This window comes from Microbacterium sp. MPR-TSA4 (genome assembly GCF_058792815.1).
The window spans coordinates 1-16,650 of the sequence record NZ_JBXAFF010000036.1 but is presented as its reverse complement, the minus strand read 5'-3'; the positions used below and the strand labels follow the sequence as shown (position 1 = coordinate 16,650).

Sequence of the window (16,650 nt, the reverse complement as noted above, 5' to 3'; positions counted from 1 at the left end):
CCTCATGCGAACGTGTCGTCGAGCGCGGCGAGGAGGTCGGCCTCCAGGTCGCGGGCGTCCTCGAGCCCCACCGAGAAACGCAGATGACCGTAGCGGCGGAACGGTTCCGGGTACGCGAGGGTCCGTGGGCCGCCCGTGCCGATGTGGACGATGAGGGATTCGTCGTGCCCGAGGGAGACGGCCGAGGTGATGACGCGAAGGTGCGAGACGAACCGGTTCTGCACCTCGGGACCCCCGTCGACGGCGAACGCCATGACGGCGCCGAACCCGCGCCCGCCGAACTGACGTCGCGCGATCTCGTGCTGCGGGTGGCTCTCCAGCCCCGGATAGGCGACGAAGGCGATGCGCGGATCGGCGTCCAGCACGCGGGCGAGCCGCTGCGCCGTCTCCAGGTGACGGGGCAGACGCAGTGGCAGCGTCACCGACCCGCGCTGGATGAGCCACGCGTTGAAGGGCGAGATGACGCCGCCGACGTCGACCATCGCGTCGGCCTTGATCCGCTGGATGAGCTCCCGACGGCCGATGACCGCACCGCCCATCGCATCGCCGTGGCCGTTGATGAACTTCGTCAGCGAGTGGACGACCAGATCGGCCCCGTCGGCGAGCGGCCGGTAGAGGGGCGGCGGCGTGAAGGTGGAGTCGACCGACAGCAACGCGCCCGCGGCGTGCGCGATGCGCGCGACGGCGGCGATGTCGGTCACCTTCGTCGTGGGGTTGCCGATCGTCTCGACGTGGATCAGCCGCGTCTCGGGGCGGATGGCGTTCTCGACGGCGGCGGGATCGGCGGCATCCACGAACGTCGCGTCGATGCCGTACTTCTCCGGGAGGAGCTGCGCGAACAGCCGCCAGCTGGCCTCGTAGGTGACGTCGGCGACGACGACATGGTCGCCGGTGCGCAGGAAGGTGAAGAAGACCGCGTGCAGCGCCGCGACGCCGGATGCCAGGGCCACGGCATCCTCGCCCTCTTCCAGTGCCGCGAGCTTCTCCTGGAGCGCGAGCTGGTTGACGCCCGAGTTCCGGGTGTACAGCGGCACGTCGGTGCCCGACCAGTCGAGGGCGGACGGGTCCTCGGGCAGCGCGTAGGAGTTGGCCATCACCACCGGCGTCCGGATCGCCCCGGAAGCCGGGTCGACCCGGTTGCCGGCGTGCACCGCCCGCGTGTCGAGATGGGTCGTGGGGGCGTCGTGCCGATCGGGACGGGTCATGCCCCGAGCCTAGGCCGGTGACCGCACCCGTCTCACGACGAACCCACGGGGAAGATGACGCCGCGTGTCGAGGTGCGTCGTCCTGTGTCGTCGCCGGTTGAGAGATCGTGCGGGGCCGACGCACAGTGGCCGACATGACAGCCCCGGTTCATCTCGCCCTCGCCCTCGACCGGGCCGGGTGGCATCCCGCCGCCTGGCGCGACGCCTCCGCCGCCCCACACGACCTGCAGAGCCCGCACTACTGGCGGCGCCTCGTGGCGAGCGCCGACCGCGCGGGTCTCGTGCTCGCCACGATCGAGGACGCCCTCAGCTTCACCGACCGCTTCGAGGACGCGCAGCACCCGGCATCGGATCGGGTCCGCGGCCGCCTCGACGCCGTCCTCGTCGCGTCGTACGTCGCTCCGCTCACGCAGCGGATCGGGCTCGTGCCGACGGTCACGACCGCCCACCCCGAGCCGTTCCACGTCGCCACCGGCATCCAGACGCTGGATTTCGCGAGCCGTGGCCGCGCGGGCGTCCGCCTCGTCGCGGGCGCGTCGCCCGCCGAGCGCGCGAACTTCGGACGTCGTCCGGACGGGCCGGGACGGCTCCCGGCATCCGGACGGGTCGAGGACGCGCCCGAGCTGGTGGCCGCCTTCCGCGAGGCGGGCGAGTTCGCCGAGGTGCTGACACGACTGTGGGACTCGTGGGACGACGACGCCATCGTCCGCGACACGGCCGCGGGCCTCTTCCTCGACCCCGATCGTGTGCACCCCGCGCGGTTCGAGGGCGAGTTCTTCTCCGTCGAGGGGGCGTCGATCGTGCCGCGCTCGCCGCAGGGGCGTCCGCTGATCACGGTGCTCGCGCACCAGACGGTGCCGTTCCGACTGGCCGCCGAGCAGGCCGACGTCGTCTTCGTCACACCGCACGACGAGGCGTCGGCCACGGGGATCCTGGCCGAGCTCGATCAGGCCGTCGCCGCGCACCGACGCGGACGGGAGCGCCTCCGGGTGTTCGCCGATCTGGTCGTGCTGATCGAGGAGACCCCGGCCGCGGCGCGCGCCGCCGCCGCGCGTCTGGACGATCTCGCCGGCTCCGCGTTCGCCTCCGATGCGCGCATCGTCATCGGCACCCCGCTCGAGGTCGTGGACGAGATCCGCGCGCTGGCGGCGACCGGCGTCGACGGCGTGCGCCTGCGACCCGCTCGTCAGCCGCGCGACGTCGTCGCCGTCGCGGAGCGCGTGGTCCCGTTGCTCGACGCGTTCGGCGGCCTCGTCCGCGACGACCGCGTCAGCCTGCGCGGCCGTCTCGGTCTGGCACGACCGACCACCACCCCCACCCGAGAGAAGGCCTTCGCATGAGCCGTCGTCAGATCCATCTCGCCGCCCACTTCCCGGGCGTCAACAACACGACGGTGTGGAACGACCCGCATTCGGGCAGCCAGATCGACTTCTCCTCCTTCGAGTACTTCGGTCGCACGGCCGAGAAGGGGCTGTTCGACTACGTCTTCCTCGCGGAGGGGCTGCGCCTGCGCGAGCATCGCGGTCGCATCCACGGACGCGACGTCGTCGGACGGCCCAACACCCTGTCGGTGCTCGCGGCGCTCGCCGCCGTCACGGATCACGTCGGGCTGGTCGGCACGCTCAACACCACGTTCAACGAGCCGTACGAGCTGGCGCGGGAGCTCGCCACCCTCGACTGGCTCTCCGCCGGACGCGCCGGGTGGAACGCCGTGACGAGCTCGGATGCGTTCCACGGCGCGAACTTCCGCCGCGGCGGCTTCCTCGACCACGCCGATCGCTACACGCGCGCCGCCGAGTTCGCGGAGCTCGCGAAGAAGCTCTGGGACTCGTGGGCGGAGGGCGACGTCGTCGCGGATGCCGCCGCGGGGGAGTACCTGCGTGCGGGCGCACCCGCGCGGGTGCGTCACAGCGGCGCCCAGTTCGACGTCGACGCGGTCTTCGACGTGCCGCGCTCTCCGCAGGGGCGGCCGGTGATCGTGCAGGCGGGCGACTCCGCCGACGGCCGCGACTTCGGGGCCGCCCACGCCGAGGTGATCTTCTCGTTGCACACCGAGTTCGACGACGCGCGGACCTTCTACGACGACGTCAAGGGCCGCCTGGCCGCCGGGGGCCGCGACGAGGAGTCGCTGAAGATCCTCCCCGCCGCCAGCTTCGTGATCGGCGACACCGCCGAGGAGGCCGAGGAGCGCTCGCGGGAGATCGCCCGCCAGCAGGTGCGCCCCGAGGTCGCCCTGACCTACGTCGAACAGGTGTGGGGGCGCGACCTCAGCGGCTACGACCCGGACGGTCCGCTCCCCGAGATCGACCCGGACACGGGCGCCGAGTCGGACCACGGGTGGGCGAACCGTCACGCCGCCGTTCGGCGGCGCATCGCCTCGCTGCGCGAGCTCAGCGAGAGCGAGAACCTCAGCATCCGCGAGGTCGTCATCCGCCTCACCGCGCGGCACACCTTCGTCGGGACGCCGGCGCACATCGCCGCCGAGATCGACCGCTACGTGCAGGGGCGCGCGACCGACGGCTTCACGATCGTCGGACACCTCACCCCTCACGGTCTCGACGAGTTCGCCGACCGGGTCGTGCCCCTGCTGCAGGAGCGCGGCTCGTACCGTCAGGCGTACGAGGACGGCGCGACCCTCCGCGACCTGTTGGGGCTTCCCGCCGTGCGTCCCCTCGACGCGAGCGTCGCCGTTCGATGACCTCGCGCCTGGTCATCGTCGGGGGCGGTCCCCGGGCGATCATGCTGCTGGAGCGGATCGTCGCGCGCGCCGACGCCGCCTCCGATCTGAGGATCGATCTCGTCGACCCCCATCCGCTCGGGGCGGGGCGCATCTGGAGGCGCGCGCAGTCGCCGCTGCTGAAGCTCAACTCGATGGCACAGGACGTCACGGTGTTCACCGACGAGACCTGTTCCATCGAGGGGCCGGTCGTCGCGGGGCCCTCGCTGATCGAGTGGGCGCAGTCCTGGCGGGAGGGTCTCCTCGCCGACGTCGAGATCGACGACGAGGTCGTGGCCGCCGAGGCCCGGGCCCTGACCGGCGACGCGTTCCCCACCCGGCGGCTGCAGAGCTTCTACCTGGAGTGGTTCGCGCGCCGGGTGATCGCGGCGGCGCCCGAGGGCGTCGTCATCCGCACGCACGTCGACGAGGTGACCGAGGTGCGTGCCGTCGGCGCGGAGTGGGAGGTCGCCCTCGCCTCGGGCGGGACACTGCCCACGGATGCCGTGGTCTACGCGATCGGCCACGTCGCCTCGGCCCCCGCCGCGGGCAGCCCGACCGCGGTCCTCGTGGATGCCGCGCGACGTGCGGGCCTGGACTACATCCCGCCGGCGTTCACCGCAGACCTCGACCTCGACGGGGTCCCCGCGGCCGCCGACGTCATCGTGCGGGGGCTCGGGCTCGCCGCGGTCGATCTCGTCGTCCTGCTGACGCAGGGGCGCGGGGGGCGGTTCGAGCGCGCGGCGGACGGTCTGCGCTACGTCCCCTCCGGCCGCGAGCCCCGACTGCATCTCGGCTCCCGACGGGGCGTCCCCTACCGGTCCAAGGTCTCGTCGCAGCTGCGGGGCGAGGCTCCCCGCCGCGAGGTGCTCACACCGACCGCGATCGCGGCCCTCGCGGCATCCGGCGACGACGGGCGCCTCCTCGACTTCGAGCGCGACGCCTGGCCGCTGATCGCCCGCGAGCTCCTCCACGGTCACTATCGCGAGCTGTTCACGGGGTACCCCGACCGGGTCGCGGGCACGTGGGAGCAGGCGCGGGCGCTGCTGTCGACGCACGCCTGGGACGACCCCGCGCTGCACGCGGCGCTGGCCGCGCTCGTCACCGACCCGCTGGACCGGCTCGACATCGCCGCCCTCGATCGCCCTTTCGCGGGCGCGGTCTTCCGCGACGGCGACGACGCGCACGATGCGGTCGTCGCCCACATCCGCGGCGACCTCCACCTGCGCACCGCGCCCGAGCGCAGCCCCGCGCAGGGGCTCTTCTTCGCGATCCTGCTCTCCTTCCTGGCGCTCAGCGAGATCCCCGCGGAACGGTGGAACGCCCGCTCGCGCGCCGACCTGCTGCCCGTGCGCTGGCACACCTTCTTCAGCTACGTCGCGAGCGGCCCGCCCGCGCACCGTCTCGAGGAGCTGCTCGCGCTCGCCGACGCCGGCATCGTCCGCTTCCTCGGCCCCGACCTCGAGATCGCGATCGATGCGGGCGGCCCCTCCGGGGCGTCGTTCGCGGCATCCAGCCCGTCTCGGCCGGGTGCGACGCGGGCGCGGACCCTCGTCGACGCCTGGCTTCCGCCGAGCGACGCGGCCACCAGCGACAGCGCCGCTCTGCGCCAGCTGGCCACCGTGCACGGCACCGTCCTGCGGGTCGCCGACGGCGAGCGCACGCTCACCATCGGGCGCGTCGTCGTCGACGCGGACGGTCGGGTGCGTCGTTCCGACGGCGCGGTCCACGACGCCCTGTTCGCGATCGGCCCGTTCACCTCGCATCCCGAGGGCGGCGCGTTCACCCGCCCGCGCAGCGACGCGCTGTCGTTCCGGCAGACCGATCGTGTCGCCGGGGCGCTGCTCGCTCGCCTCGCCGGATCGCGCGGAGGCCCGCGGGAGGCCGCCGCTGTCCCCGCCTGAGACCCACCCCACCCCCATCCCCACGAGGAGAGAACATGACCAGCACGATCACCGCGGACGTCGACCGGGCGCGGTTCGCCCACGAGTGGGAGACGTGGCATCTCGCGCACGAGGAGCGACGCAACAGTCCGCTGGGCTTCCACGCGATCACCGGGCTGGCCTGGCTCTCGGCCGACCCGGTGCGCCTGGAGGGCGCGCCGGGGGCGTGGAGCATCGGAGTGGACGGCGCCGTCGTCGACCTGGCCGCGGGCGAGACCCTGACCCTGGACGGCGTCGCCATCGGCGGGCGCCACGTCTTCGGGACGCTGCCCGAGCGCGCCTCCGTGCTCCTGGGCTTCGCCGACGGTGACGTCGAGGGCGCGATCGAGCTCGCCCGCCGCGGGGGCCACACGATCGTGCGTCCCCGGCGCGCCGACCACCCGTTCCTGGCCGCGTATCCGGGGACGCCCGCCTACCTCCCGGACGCGCGGTGGCGCGTGCCCGCCCGCTTCGTGCCGTTCGAGACCCCACGCCCGACCGAGGTGGGCTCGGCCGTCGACGGTCTCACCCACGTCTACGACGCGCCCGGCCGCCTCGAGTTCGCCTGGGAGGGGGAGACGCTCGCGCTCACCGCCTTCCCCGGTCACGGCGGCGGCCTCCTCGTGCTGTTCACCGATGAGACGAGCGGGCGCACGACCTACGCGGCGAACCGCTCGGTCGCGGTGGACGCCCCCGATGCGGACGGCTGGACGGCGATCGACTTCACCCGCGCGACGAACCTGCCGTGCGCGTACACCGACTTCGCGACGTGCCCGTTGCCGCCGAGCGAGAACCGGCTGCCGATCGCGGTCGAGGCGGGCGAGAAGACCCCCGTCTCGCGCGTGCACGGCGAGACGGCGCCGGTGCCGGCCTGAGCGGTCAGCGCTCGCCGGGCCCGCTCGCTGGGACCTCCCGCGCCGGGACCTCCCGCGCCGGGATCTCTTTCGCGAAGCAGTGCGAGAAGGCGAACGGCGTGTAGGGCTCGTAGATCCCGATGGGGGTGTAGCCCGCCTTCTCGTAGAGCGCCACGGCGTCGTGCTGCCGGTCCCCGGTCTGCAGGATGAGCCGGCGCGCGCCGCGGTGCTGTGCGATGCGCTCCAACTCCGCGAGCAGAGCCCGGCTCACGCCACGCCCGCGCGCGGGGGTGCACGAAGAAGCGCTTGATCTCGAGGTCGCGGATGCCGTCGTGGGCGAGATCGCGCAGCGCGGCGTGCCCGACCGGGGTGCCGTCCTCGTCGAGGGCGATCAGGGTGGCGACGATCGTCGCGGGGTCGACGGCGAACGCCCTTTCGGCGACGGCCGGGTCGCCGTCGCGGAAGCGGTCGGCGTAGCGGGGGCCGACCTCGGCATCCATGAGCTCGCGGAGCGCGGCGGCGCGGGGATCGGCCCAGGGGACTTCGAGCAGTCGCCCGCCCTCGTCGGGGGCGCGCTCGGCAGGGGGCGCGGGTGCGGGAGCCAGGTCGTAGCCGAAGGCGAGGAGCGTGACGATGCGGCCCGGCTCGAGCTCGCGTGCCTGCTCCCGGTCGGGCAGCCGACGGAACCCCAGCTTCGCGTACAGCGCGTGGGCCCCGGTCATCTCCGGACCCGAGTTCATGACGACGCGGTGCGAGCCGCGCTCGCGGGCCAGCGCGATGACATGGCGCGTCAGCGCGGCGCCGATGCCGCGGCCGCGCGCCGACGGGGCGACCGCGAGCTGGCGGAAGTCGGTCTCGCCCGGCCGTCCGATGTCGGGGTTGAGGGCCCGGTTCGGCCGCGACACCCACACGGTGCCGACGATCTCTCCCTTGTCGTCGACGGCCACCCACACGTCGCCCGCGCGCACGCGGGCGGCGACGTCGCGCAGGGAGGCGAGATAGCCGTCGGACAGCGCGCCGTAGCTGGCGAGGTACGCGGCGGCGGTCACCTCGCCGGCGCGCGCGTACTCCTCGGTGCGCACGAGGCGGATCGTGACGGCGTCGGCCGGTGACGCCGGGTCGTGGGCCGCTCGCGCGGGCGCGGCGGGAGCGGGGACGGGGGAGGAAGGGGGCATCGGATCTCCAGAGGACGAGGATACCGGCCGGTCCCGCGGACGGGACCGGCCGGTGGGAGAACGCGGACTCAGGACTTCGGCAGACCCTGCGGGTTGACCTCGCTCTTGTCGACCCGCTCGCCCTCCAGACCCCAGGTCTTCAGGAGCTCGTCGTACTGGCCGCCGTCGATGATGGCGTTGAGGGCGATCTGGACCGGCTCGATGAGGCCGTTGCCCTTCTTCGTCGCCGCCGCGATGTTGGCCGTCAGCGGCCAGCCGCCCGACACCAGCCCGACGAGCTTGGTGTCTCCGGTCTCGCGCGCGGCCCAGGCGGAGGTCGCGTTGGGGCCGAAGGTGGCGTCGGCGCGACCCGACTGGATCGCGAGCGTCGCGGCCGCGTTGTCGTCGTAGTAGACGAGCTCGGCGGGCGCCTTGCCCTTCTTCTCGAGCTCCGCGTTCCAGGCGAGCAGCACCTTCTCCTGGTTCGTGCCCGAGCCCACGATGATCTTCAGCCCCGAGATGTCGTCGGAGCCCGCGATGGAGGTGATCGCGCTGTCGGACTTGACGTAGAAGCCGAGCTGGTCGACGCGGTAGCTCGCGAAGTCGTACAGCTCCTTGCGCTCCTCGGTCACCGTGACGTTCGACGCGATGAGGTCGTACTTGCCCGACTGGATGCCGAGCGGCCAGTCGGCCCAGGCGACCACGACGGGGTTGTACTCCAGCCCCAGCGCCTCGGCGATGAGTGAGCCGATGTTCGGCTCGGTGCCCGCGACGTCCGTCGCGGCCGAGGTGCCCTCCGGCTGGTAGCTCAGCGGCGGGACGAAGGCGCCGATCGCGACGGTGAGCTTCCCGGGCTCGATCGGGGTGAAGCCGCTCTTCTTGAGCGCCTCGACGGCGGCGGGGACGGACGAGTCCAGGTGGACCCAGTGGATGTCGGAGGTGGACACGTTCGCGCTGGTCTCGGTCGGGCCGGGCTCGGCGGCGGTCGCCGAGCCGTTGAGGCTGACCGCCGTGATGATGCCGCCGACGATCGCGGCGACGGCGACGACCGCGATGCCGAGGGCGATGCCCTGCTTCTTGCTGATGGCCATGTGCTGTGTTCTGCTTTCTGTGTCGGGTGTGATCTGCGGTGGGGTTGTCAGGAGAGGACCTTGGCGAGGAACTCCTGCACGCGGGGGTGCTGCGGACGCACGAGGACCTCGGAGGGCGGACCCTGCTCGATGATGCGACCGCCGTCGAGGAAGACGACGCGGTCGGCGACCTCGCGTGCGAAGCCGACCTCATGGGTGACGATGACCAGCGTGGTGCCGAGCTGCGCGAGGTCGCGGATGACGTCGAGCACCTCGCCGACCAGTTCCGGATCGAGGGCGCTCGTCGGCTCGTCGAACAGGATCACCTTCGGTGCGAGGGCCAGCGCGCGGGCGATCGCCACCCGCTGCTGCTGACCGCCGGAGAGCTGGCGCGGGTAGCGGTCGGCCTTGTCCGCGAGGCCCACGCGGTCCAGCAGCCCCAGCCCGAGCTCGCGGGCATCCTCCTTGGAGTGTCGCCCGAGGGCGATCGGCGCCTCCGTGACGTTCTCCAGGGCGGTCAGGTGCGGGAAGAGGTTGAAGTTCTGGAAGACGATGCCGATCTGCGTGCGTCGCGCGAGCACGTCGCGCTCGCGCAGCTCGTGGAGGACGCCGCCGCGCTTCTCGTAGCCGATGAACTCGCCGTCGACCGTGACCGAGCCGGCATCCACCGTCTCGAGGTGGTTGATGGTGCGCAGCAGGGTCGACTTGCCCGAGCCGCTGGCGCCGAGGATCGCCACGACCTCGCCGGGGGCGATCGTCAGATGGATGCCGCGGAGCACCTCGATGCCGCCGTAGCTCTTGTGCACGTCGTGGATCTCCACGAGTCCCGTCGTCGCGCTCATGACCGTCCTGCGACCTTCTCGTCGTGCGGCACCGGTCGCGCCGCTGTCGGGTTCTCGTCGGCCAGGCGCGCCCACTGCGCGGCGATCCACGCGCGCGCCTTCTGTACCGGTGTGGGCGGGAGCACGCGCACGGTTCCGCGGGCGTAGTGGCGCTCGATGTAGTACTGCGCGATGCTCAGGATCGTCGTGACGATCGTGTACCAGACCACCGCGACCAGCAGCAGCGGGATGACGCGGCTGTTGCGGTTGTAGATGACCTGCACCGCGTAGAAAAGCTCGGGGATGGCGATGACGAAGAGCACCGACGTCCCCTTGACGAGACCGATGACCTCGTTGGTCGCGTTGGGCACGATCGAGCGCATGGCCTGCGGGAGCACGATGCGGGTGAGGCGGCGGCGGGGCGGGATGCCGAGCGAGGCGGCGGCCTCCAGCTGGCCCTGGTCCACCGACAGCAGTCCACCGCGGATGATCTCCGCCGAGTACGCGGCCTGGTGGAGGGAGAGACCGAGCACGCCGGCCGCGAACGCCGAGATCAGCTGGACGGTGGGGAACTCGACGATCCAGAAGTCCGTCGTGAACGGCGTTCCGAGGCCGAGGGTGGGGTAGAGGTAGCCGAGGTTGTACCAGACCACCAGCTGCACGACGAGCGGCACCGAGCGGAAGAACCAGATGTACAGCCAGGCGGCGCTGTTCAGCAGCGGCGACTTCGCGAGGCGGGCCAGGGCGATCAGCGTCCCGAGGAGGAAGCCGATCACGGCCGAGACCGCCGTGTACAGCAGCGTCAGGCCGAGTCCGCGCAGGACCGGCTCGGAGACGAAGTAGCGCGCGAACACGTCCCACTCGTAGTTCTCGTTGGTCACGAGCGACCACGCGAACTGCGCGAGGACGAAGATCACGACGGCCGCGAGCGCCCAGCGGAACCAGTGTTTCGTGCGGACGACGCGGATGGTGCCGAGGTCCCACCGGTCGCCGTCGGGCGGCGATTCGGGGGCGGTCGTGGACGCGCCGGTGGCGCGGGCCAGGGTGTCGGTCATGGAAGCCTCTTTCGGGCCGTTCTCTCGGGAAGGCTCATCGGGGACGAGCCGGTTGCCTGACGGTAGAGAGCGGCACGGGCGCACGGCAAACACCGTTCGTCACGGCCCGTGATCATCCGTAGCGTGGCGTCACACAGAGCAATCCGGCGACGCATCGGCCGTCGCTGCGCGGGGGCGCACCTATCGTCGGACGCATGCGGACCACCCCCTTCCGATCCCGACCCACGAGGAGACATCCGTGACCCACGACCACGTCGCACCCGCATCCACCCCCGCCGTCGAGGCCCCGCTGATCAGCCCGGAAGAGGCCGCCGACCGGTTCGCGGCCGGCGCCGTCGTGGTCGACGTGCGCAGCGACGCCGGTCGCGCCAAAGACGGGGTGATCCCCGGGGCGATCCGCGGTGACCGCGATCGCATCGACGCGCAGTTCCTCCTCGACTCTCCGGAGAAGCTCGCCGAGATCACCGAGTGGGATCAGGACATCGTCATCGTCTGCGGATCCATCCGCGGCTCGGGACCGGTGGCGCAGAAGCTGCGCGAGAGCGGTTTCACCAACGTCGCGCACGTCGACGGCGGCTTCCCCGCCTGGCGCGACGCGGGGGCACCGGCGGCCGAGCTCCCGTCCGAGGACTGAGTCCCCGACGGCCCGCATCCTGCCCGCTAGGCGTGCTGCAGGATGCGAGCCGTCGTGCGCGCGCTGAAGTGCAGCGCCGCGAGAGGGATGCGCTCGTCCGCCGCGTGGAACTGGCCGAAGACGTCGAAGCCCCGCGGCACGCGGAGCGGGATGAACCCGTAGCCGTGGATGCCGAGGCGTGTGAAGTGCTCGTTGTCGGTGGAGGCCGGGAGCAGGTACGGGACGACGATGCCCTGCTCGTCCTCCGCCGCCATCGCCGCCTGCAGGGTCTCGATCAGCGCTCCGACGAAGCCGAGGGCGTCGAGGTCGTCGTCGCGCGTCTCGGGGGAGAAGGTGAGCCCCCGTGCCGCGCCGAAGAGGTCCGGACGGTGCTCCACGAGCCATCCCGCGCCCCACACGCCACCGCTCTCCTCGTCGGCGAGGAACGCGAGGACGAGATCGGCGACACCCGTGTCGACGGTGTCGATGCGGATGAGATCGCGGGCGAAGGCGACGGCCTCCTCCTCCAGCAGCGTCGTGCGGGTCATGTCTCGACGGGAGGAGAAGGGGTGTCCCCGTGCCGCGGGATGAGCGCGTGTGACGGCGCATGACGACGCGTGACGCGGACGCGTCGCGACGACGTGCGGAACAAGGAGTGCCCCCGACAGGAATCGAACCTGCGACCTTTGGTACCGGAAACCAACGCTCTATCCCCTGAGCTACGGAGGCGTACCGATCGAGGGTATCACCGCTGCAGCGCCGCGACCGCCGCCGCGAGCCGCTCCGCGAGGTAGCGGTGCCCGGCGGTCGAAGGGTGCTGGCGCCCGGCACCGGCGTCGATCACCTGCGCGTAGTTCGCCGGCGTGATCCACCGCTCCCGGACGGGGGAGATGTACCACCAGCCGCGCGCAGCGGCCGCGGCGGCGAGATCCGCGTCGATCCGCGCCGTCGCCGCTTCGACGGGCAGCACCTGCGGCGCCGGCCCGAGGATGACCACCTGCGCGCGCGGGAGCCGCTCGGCCAGGGCGTCCCACGCGGCATCCACCGCCTGCCGATAGCCCGCCGCCGGCTCGCGTCGATCGTTGATCGAGCCCTGCACGATCACGAGGTCCGGATCGAGCCGCGGGTCGAGCGCCGCGATCCGCGTGGCGTAGTCGGGCCCGTCGATTCCGGGTGTGAGATACCCGGAGCCGCGCACGCCGTCGACCACCGTCGTCCAGCCGGCGAGATCGCCGACCACGGCGGCGTAGCCGAGGGCCGGCGATGCGGCTGCCGAGCCGTAGGTCCAGGAGTCGCCGAACACCAGCACCGTGGGGTGATCCGGCAGCACGAGGGATGCCGGTGCCACCGCCACGGCGTCGCTGCCGGCGGCCGTGACCGCGGCCGGTGCCGGGTCGGCGATGCGCATCGCGAGCTGCCAGACGCCCACGCCGCAGGCGACCGCGACGAGCGTCGCGAGCGTCGCCCGTGCGCCCGCCGGAAGGCGGCGACGCGGGCGGCGGGCGGCGGACATGCGACGAGAGTAGGTCACGGCCGGCACAAACCGGAATCGGCCGTCGGGGACCCGCGCGAGAGGGTCCCGACATCCGTGTGCGCGACCGCCTCCGCGGCGTGCGAGGATACTGCGGTGCAACGCCTCGTGACCGCCGAACTGGACCTCGATCTCGGGGCCTCCGTCGACCTCATCTTCCAGATCGCGGCGGCCCAGCCGGCCCCGGTCCTGCGCGAGGAGTTGACCTTCACGCAGGGCGATCGCGTGTACACCCCGACGGAGATCATCGACCAGTCCGGGAGCCGGCTGCACCGCCTTCTGGGCGAGTCGGGACGTCTCGAGGTGCGCTACGAGGCGCTCATCGAGGGCCACGTCGCCCAGCGCGCGACGAGCGACCTGGAAGCCATCACCTACCTGCGCCCCAGCCGCTACTGCCAGTCCGACGAGGTCTTCTCGCAGGCGCGGCGTCAGTTCCGGGGGCTGCAGGGCCTCGACCTCATCGCGGCCGTCAGTGAGTTCGTCGCCTCCAGCACGACCTACACGCCGGGGCTCAGCCAGGGCACCGACTCGGCCGTCACCACGCTGATGACCGGCCAGGGCGTCTGCCGCGACTACGCGCATGTCGTCATCGCCCTGCTGCGGGCCATGGACATGCCGGCCCGCTACGCCGCGTGCTTCGCGCCGGGGCTTCGCCCGATGGACTTCCACGCCATCGCCGAGGCCTACCTCGACGGCAGCTGGTACGTCATCGACGCCACCCGGCTCGCGAACCGCCGCTCGCTGGTGCGCATCGCGACCGGCCGCGACGCCGCCGACTGCGCGTTCCTCAGCTACCACGGCGGCTACGTCGGCCTGCAGCGGATGCGCGTCGACGCGTGCGTCCTGCCGGACGACGCGTCCGACGTCGCGGCACAGGATGCCGCGGCCGCGGCATCCGACCCCGCTCTCGACGACTTCGCCGAGCTCGTCCAGCTCGCCTGACCGGGCCGCGCCAGCCGGGCCGCCACCGCGGCCGTGAGGCTTGACGTGCCTGCGCAACTCCGCCTGTGCGTCTGCTGTCCGCAGCTTTCGTGGCTTCGCAGACGTCTCAGGTGGAGTCGTGCCGGCGCCCGCGCACGGGGAGGGCCCGCAAGACCCCGCACCTCACGACGGATGCCGAGCCGCGCACGCAGGTTGCGGGCGGCACGCGCCCGTAGACTTGACGGGCTATGAACCCCGACGCCCTCTCCGCCGCCCTCCTCGCCGTCATCGCCCCGCTCGCCGAGGCGCGACGCCCCGGTGCGAGCGCCGGTCTGACCGCGGCCGACCTGCCGCTGGAGCGGCCGCGCAACCGCGACCACGGCGACTGGGCGTCCAACGCCGCGCTGAAGCTCGGCAAGGCGGTCGGGGCGAACCCGCGCGAGTTCGCGCAGGAGATCGCCGACGCGCTCGCCGCCACCGACGGCGTCGCGAGCGTCGAGGTCGCCGGTCCCGGCTTCATCAACATCCGTCTCGAGGCGGGCGCCGCCGGTGCCCTGGCCCGGACGATCGTCGAGGCCGGCGCGGCCTACGGCACCAACGAGACCCAGCGCGGGCAGAGCATCAACCTGGAGTTCGTGAGCGCGAACCCGACCGGCCCGATGCACATCGGCCACACCCGGTGGGCGGCCCTGGGCGACGCGATCGCGCGGGTGCTCCTGGCCAGCGGTGCGACGCTCGTGCGCGAGTTCTACATCAACGACGCGGGCGCGCAGATGGACCGCTTCGGCCGTTCCGTGCTCGCCGCCATCAAGGGCGAGCCGACCCCCGAGGACGGCTATCCGGGCTCCTACATCGACGACCTCGCCCGTCGCGTCCTCGCCGAGCTCCCGGGCATCCTCGACCTGCCGGCGGAGGACCAGGTGGTCGAGGCGCGCGATCGGGCGTACGCCCTGCAGCTGGCCGACCTGCAGGCGTCGCTGGAGAAGTTCAACGTCCACTTCGACGTGTTCTTCAGCGAGCGCACGCTCCACGCCCACGGCCCGAACGGCGAGCCGAGCCTCGTCGACGAGGCCGTCGACCGCCTGCGCGCCCAGGGGCACGTGTTCGACCAGGACGACGCCGTGTGGGTGCGCACAACCGACTTCGGTGACGACAAGGATCGCGTGATCCGTCGCTCCAACGGCGAGTACACCTACTTCGCCGCCGACGCCGCCTACTACCTCAGCAAGAGCGACCGCGGCTTCGCGCACAAGATCTACCTCCTCGGTGCCGACCACCACGGCTACGTCCACCGCCTCAAGGCGCTCGCGGGCGCGGCGGGCGACGACCCCGAGAAGGACATCGAGGTGCTGATCGGCCAGCTCGTCTCGGTCAACGGCGCGCGGCTGTCCAAGCGCGCCGGCAACATCATCGAGCTCGACGACCTGCGCGACTGGCTCGGCACCGATGCGCTGCGCTACTCGCTCGCGCGGTACCCCGCCGATTCGCCGCTGACCCTCGACCCCGAGATCCTCACGAAGCGCACGAACGACAACCCCGTCTTCTACGTGCAGTACGCGCATGCCCGCACGCACAACGTCGCGCGCAACGCGGCGGACTCCGGCGTCGACCGCAGCGCGTTCGTGCCTGAGCTGCTGGACCACGAGAGCGAGTCGGCCCTGCTCGGCGCCCTGCAGGAGTTCCCGCGCATCGTGGCCTACGCCGCCGAGGTGCGCGAGCCGCACCGTGTCGCGCGCTACCTCGAGGAGCTCGCGAGCCTGTACCACCGCTGGTACGACACCTGCCGGGTGACGCCGCTGGGCGACGAGCCGGTCACCGACCTGCACCGCACGCGGCTCTGGCTCAACGACGCGACCGGTCAGGTGCTGCGCAACGGACTCGGACTCCTCGGTGTGAGCGCGCCCGAGCGGATGTGACGTGAGCGACCAGCACCCCACCCAGCCGCTTCCCGACCCGACGGCGCAGTGGGTGCTGTCGACGGATGCCGCGGCATCCGCACCGCGACGACGTCGCAGCCGCCGCTGGCCGTGGCTGATCGCCGTGCTCGCGGTCGCGGCGCTCGCCGTCGGCGCGTGGTTCGCGGGGGAGTACATCGCCCGCGGTGTCGTGGAGCGGACGATCCGCGAGCAGGTCGTGTCGCGGCTCGACCTCCCCGCCGATCAGCAGATCGACGTCGCCGTCCCCGGTCAGATGCTGCCGCAGCTGGTCGCGGGCCGTCTCGACGAGGTCACCGTGTCCGCCGCGGACGTTCCGCTCGGGCAGCTCACGGGCGACGTCGAGGTGCACGCCGCGGGTGTGCCCGTCGGCGGCGACCAGCCGCTGCAGAGCGCGTCGGCGACCGTGCGTCTGGACGAGGCCCAGGTGCGGGCGCTGCTCGGCACCGTCGAGGGCTTCCCGGCGGATGCCGTCACGCTCGAGGCGCCGGACATCGTGATGTCGACGGAGCTGAGGCTGTTCGCCCTGTCGGTGCCGGTCGGGGTGAGCCTCGCCCCCTCGGCGTCGGACGGCGACCTGGTGCTCACGCCGCGCACGCTGCGGGTGTCGGGCGCCGAGGTGTCGGCCGACGTGCTGATCGACCAGTTCGGCGCGGTCGCGCGCACCGTGGTGCGCGACTGGGACGTGTGCGTCAAGCAGTACCTGCCCGCCGGGCTCACGCTGTCCGCGGTGCGCGTCGACGGATCGCAGGTGGTCGCGGACATCGCGGTCGATCCGCGGATCACCGTCGACACCGCCCTGCAGCAGAAGGGCACGTGCAGCTGAGGCGGGGCGGGCCCGGGGGGTCTCGCGG

At 72.5% G+C, this 16,650-nt stretch carries 14 protein-coding genes, 1 tRNA gene and 1 pseudogene; 8 read left to right on the top strand and 8 right to left on the bottom strand.

Annotated features, from left to right (window positions below; all coding sequences use genetic code 11):
- Positions 1–2: 2 nt before the first annotated feature.
- Entirely contained in the window at positions 3–1,205 is a 1,203-nt protein-coding gene (locus AC1Q49_RS12835; RefSeq protein ID WP_101306650.1) for a trans-sulfuration enzyme family protein, read from the bottom strand.
- Positions 1,206–1,339: 134 nt separating this feature from the next.
- On the opposite strand from AC1Q49_RS12835, the gene AC1Q49_RS12830 reads away from it, so the two are divergent.
- Genes AC1Q49_RS12830 through AC1Q49_RS12815 form a run of 4 tightly spaced genes read left to right on the top strand, consistent with a single transcriptional unit; the run spans position 1,340 to position 6,718 of the window.
- A complete protein-coding gene (locus AC1Q49_RS12830) occupies positions 1,340–2,545 on the top strand; it encodes an LLM class flavin-dependent oxidoreductase (RefSeq protein WP_101307259.1) in 1,206 nt (401 codons plus the stop codon).
- Complete coding sequence (locus AC1Q49_RS12825; protein ID WP_101306649.1) at positions 2,542–3,903, top strand: NtaA/DmoA family FMN-dependent monooxygenase; 1,362 nt, start codon at positions 2,542–2,544, stop codon at positions 3,901–3,903. The genes AC1Q49_RS12830 and AC1Q49_RS12825 overlap by 4 nt, the downstream gene beginning before the upstream one ends.
- Positions 3,900–5,825, top strand: coding sequence for an FAD/NAD(P)-binding protein (locus AC1Q49_RS12820; RefSeq protein WP_492492580.1), 1,926 nt, complete (start codon positions 3,900–3,902; stop codon positions 5,823–5,825). The genes AC1Q49_RS12825 and AC1Q49_RS12820 overlap by 4 nt, the downstream gene beginning before the upstream one ends.
- Before the next feature lie 35 nt (positions 5,826–5,860).
- Positions 5,861–6,718, top strand: coding sequence for a DUF1684 domain-containing protein (locus tag AC1Q49_RS12815; protein ID WP_492492578.1), 858 nt, complete (start codon positions 5,861–5,863; stop codon positions 6,716–6,718).
- Between the two features lie 644 nt (positions 6,719–7,362).
- Here AC1Q49_RS12815 and AC1Q49_RS12810 read toward each other — a convergent pair.
- From AC1Q49_RS12810 to AC1Q49_RS12795, 4 genes and pseudogenes are all read right to left on the bottom strand, one after another.
- A pseudogene (locus tag AC1Q49_RS12810) lies at positions 7,363–7,872 on the bottom strand (GNAT family N-acetyltransferase); the annotation flags it as partial.
- A gap of 68 nt (positions 7,873–7,940) precedes the next feature.
- Positions 7,941–8,942, bottom strand: coding sequence for an ABC transporter substrate-binding protein (locus tag AC1Q49_RS12805; protein ID WP_492492576.1), 1,002 nt, complete (start codon positions 8,940–8,942; stop codon positions 7,941–7,943).
- A gap of 47 nt (positions 8,943–8,989) precedes the next feature.
- Positions 8,990–9,763, bottom strand: coding sequence for an amino acid ABC transporter ATP-binding protein (locus AC1Q49_RS12800; RefSeq protein ID WP_061782543.1), 774 nt, complete (start codon positions 9,761–9,763; stop codon positions 8,990–8,992).
- Positions 9,760–10,797, bottom strand: coding sequence for an amino acid ABC transporter permease (locus AC1Q49_RS12795; RefSeq protein WP_492492574.1), 1,038 nt, complete (start codon positions 10,795–10,797; stop codon positions 9,760–9,762). The genes AC1Q49_RS12800 and AC1Q49_RS12795 overlap by 4 nt, the downstream gene beginning before the upstream one ends.
- Before the next feature lie 238 nt (positions 10,798–11,035).
- Between AC1Q49_RS12795 and AC1Q49_RS12790 the strand changes: the two genes are divergently transcribed.
- Positions 11,036–11,431, top strand: a complete 396-nt coding sequence (locus AC1Q49_RS12790) for a rhodanese-like domain-containing protein (RefSeq protein ID WP_492492572.1) — start codon at positions 11,036–11,038, stop codon at positions 11,429–11,431.
- 26 nt (positions 11,432–11,457) lie between these two features.
- On the opposite strand, the gene AC1Q49_RS12785 is transcribed toward AC1Q49_RS12790, so the two are convergent.
- The 3 genes from AC1Q49_RS12785 to AC1Q49_RS12775 all read right to left on the bottom strand — a co-directional run bounded on the left by AC1Q49_RS12785 (position 11,458) and on the right by AC1Q49_RS12775 (position 12,923).
- Positions 11,458–11,958 (bottom strand): hypothetical protein, encoded by a 501-nt coding sequence (locus AC1Q49_RS12785; RefSeq protein ID WP_492492570.1) that lies wholly within the window; start codon positions 11,956–11,958, stop codon positions 11,458–11,460.
- Positions 11,959–12,066: 108 nt separating this feature from the next.
- Positions 12,067–12,139 (bottom strand) — tRNA-Arg (locus tag AC1Q49_RS12780).
- 16 nt (positions 12,140–12,155) lie between these two features.
- A complete protein-coding gene (locus tag AC1Q49_RS12775; RefSeq protein WP_492492568.1) occupies positions 12,156–12,923 on the bottom strand; it encodes an SGNH/GDSL hydrolase family protein in 768 nt (255 codons plus the stop codon).
- Between the two features lie 114 nt (positions 12,924–13,037).
- Here AC1Q49_RS12775 and AC1Q49_RS12770 point away from each other — a divergent pair, with 114 nt between their 5' ends.
- The 3 genes from AC1Q49_RS12770 to AC1Q49_RS12760 all read left to right on the top strand — a co-directional run bounded on the left by AC1Q49_RS12770 (position 13,038) and on the right by AC1Q49_RS12760 (position 16,622).
- A complete protein-coding gene (locus tag AC1Q49_RS12770) occupies positions 13,038–13,883 on the top strand; it encodes a transglutaminase-like domain-containing protein (RefSeq protein ID WP_492492566.1) in 846 nt (281 codons plus the stop codon).
- Between the two features lie 227 nt (positions 13,884–14,110).
- The gene (locus tag AC1Q49_RS12765) at positions 14,111–15,778 is read left to right on the top strand and encodes an arginine--tRNA ligase (RefSeq protein WP_492492564.1); all 1,668 of its coding nucleotides are present in this window, start codon (positions 14,111–14,113) and stop codon (positions 15,776–15,778) included.
- A gap of 1 nt (position 15,779) precedes the next feature.
- Entirely contained in the window at positions 15,780–16,622 is an 843-nt protein-coding gene (locus AC1Q49_RS12760; protein WP_492492562.1) for an LmeA family phospholipid-binding protein, read from the top strand.
- Positions 16,623–16,650: the final 28 nt, after the last annotated feature.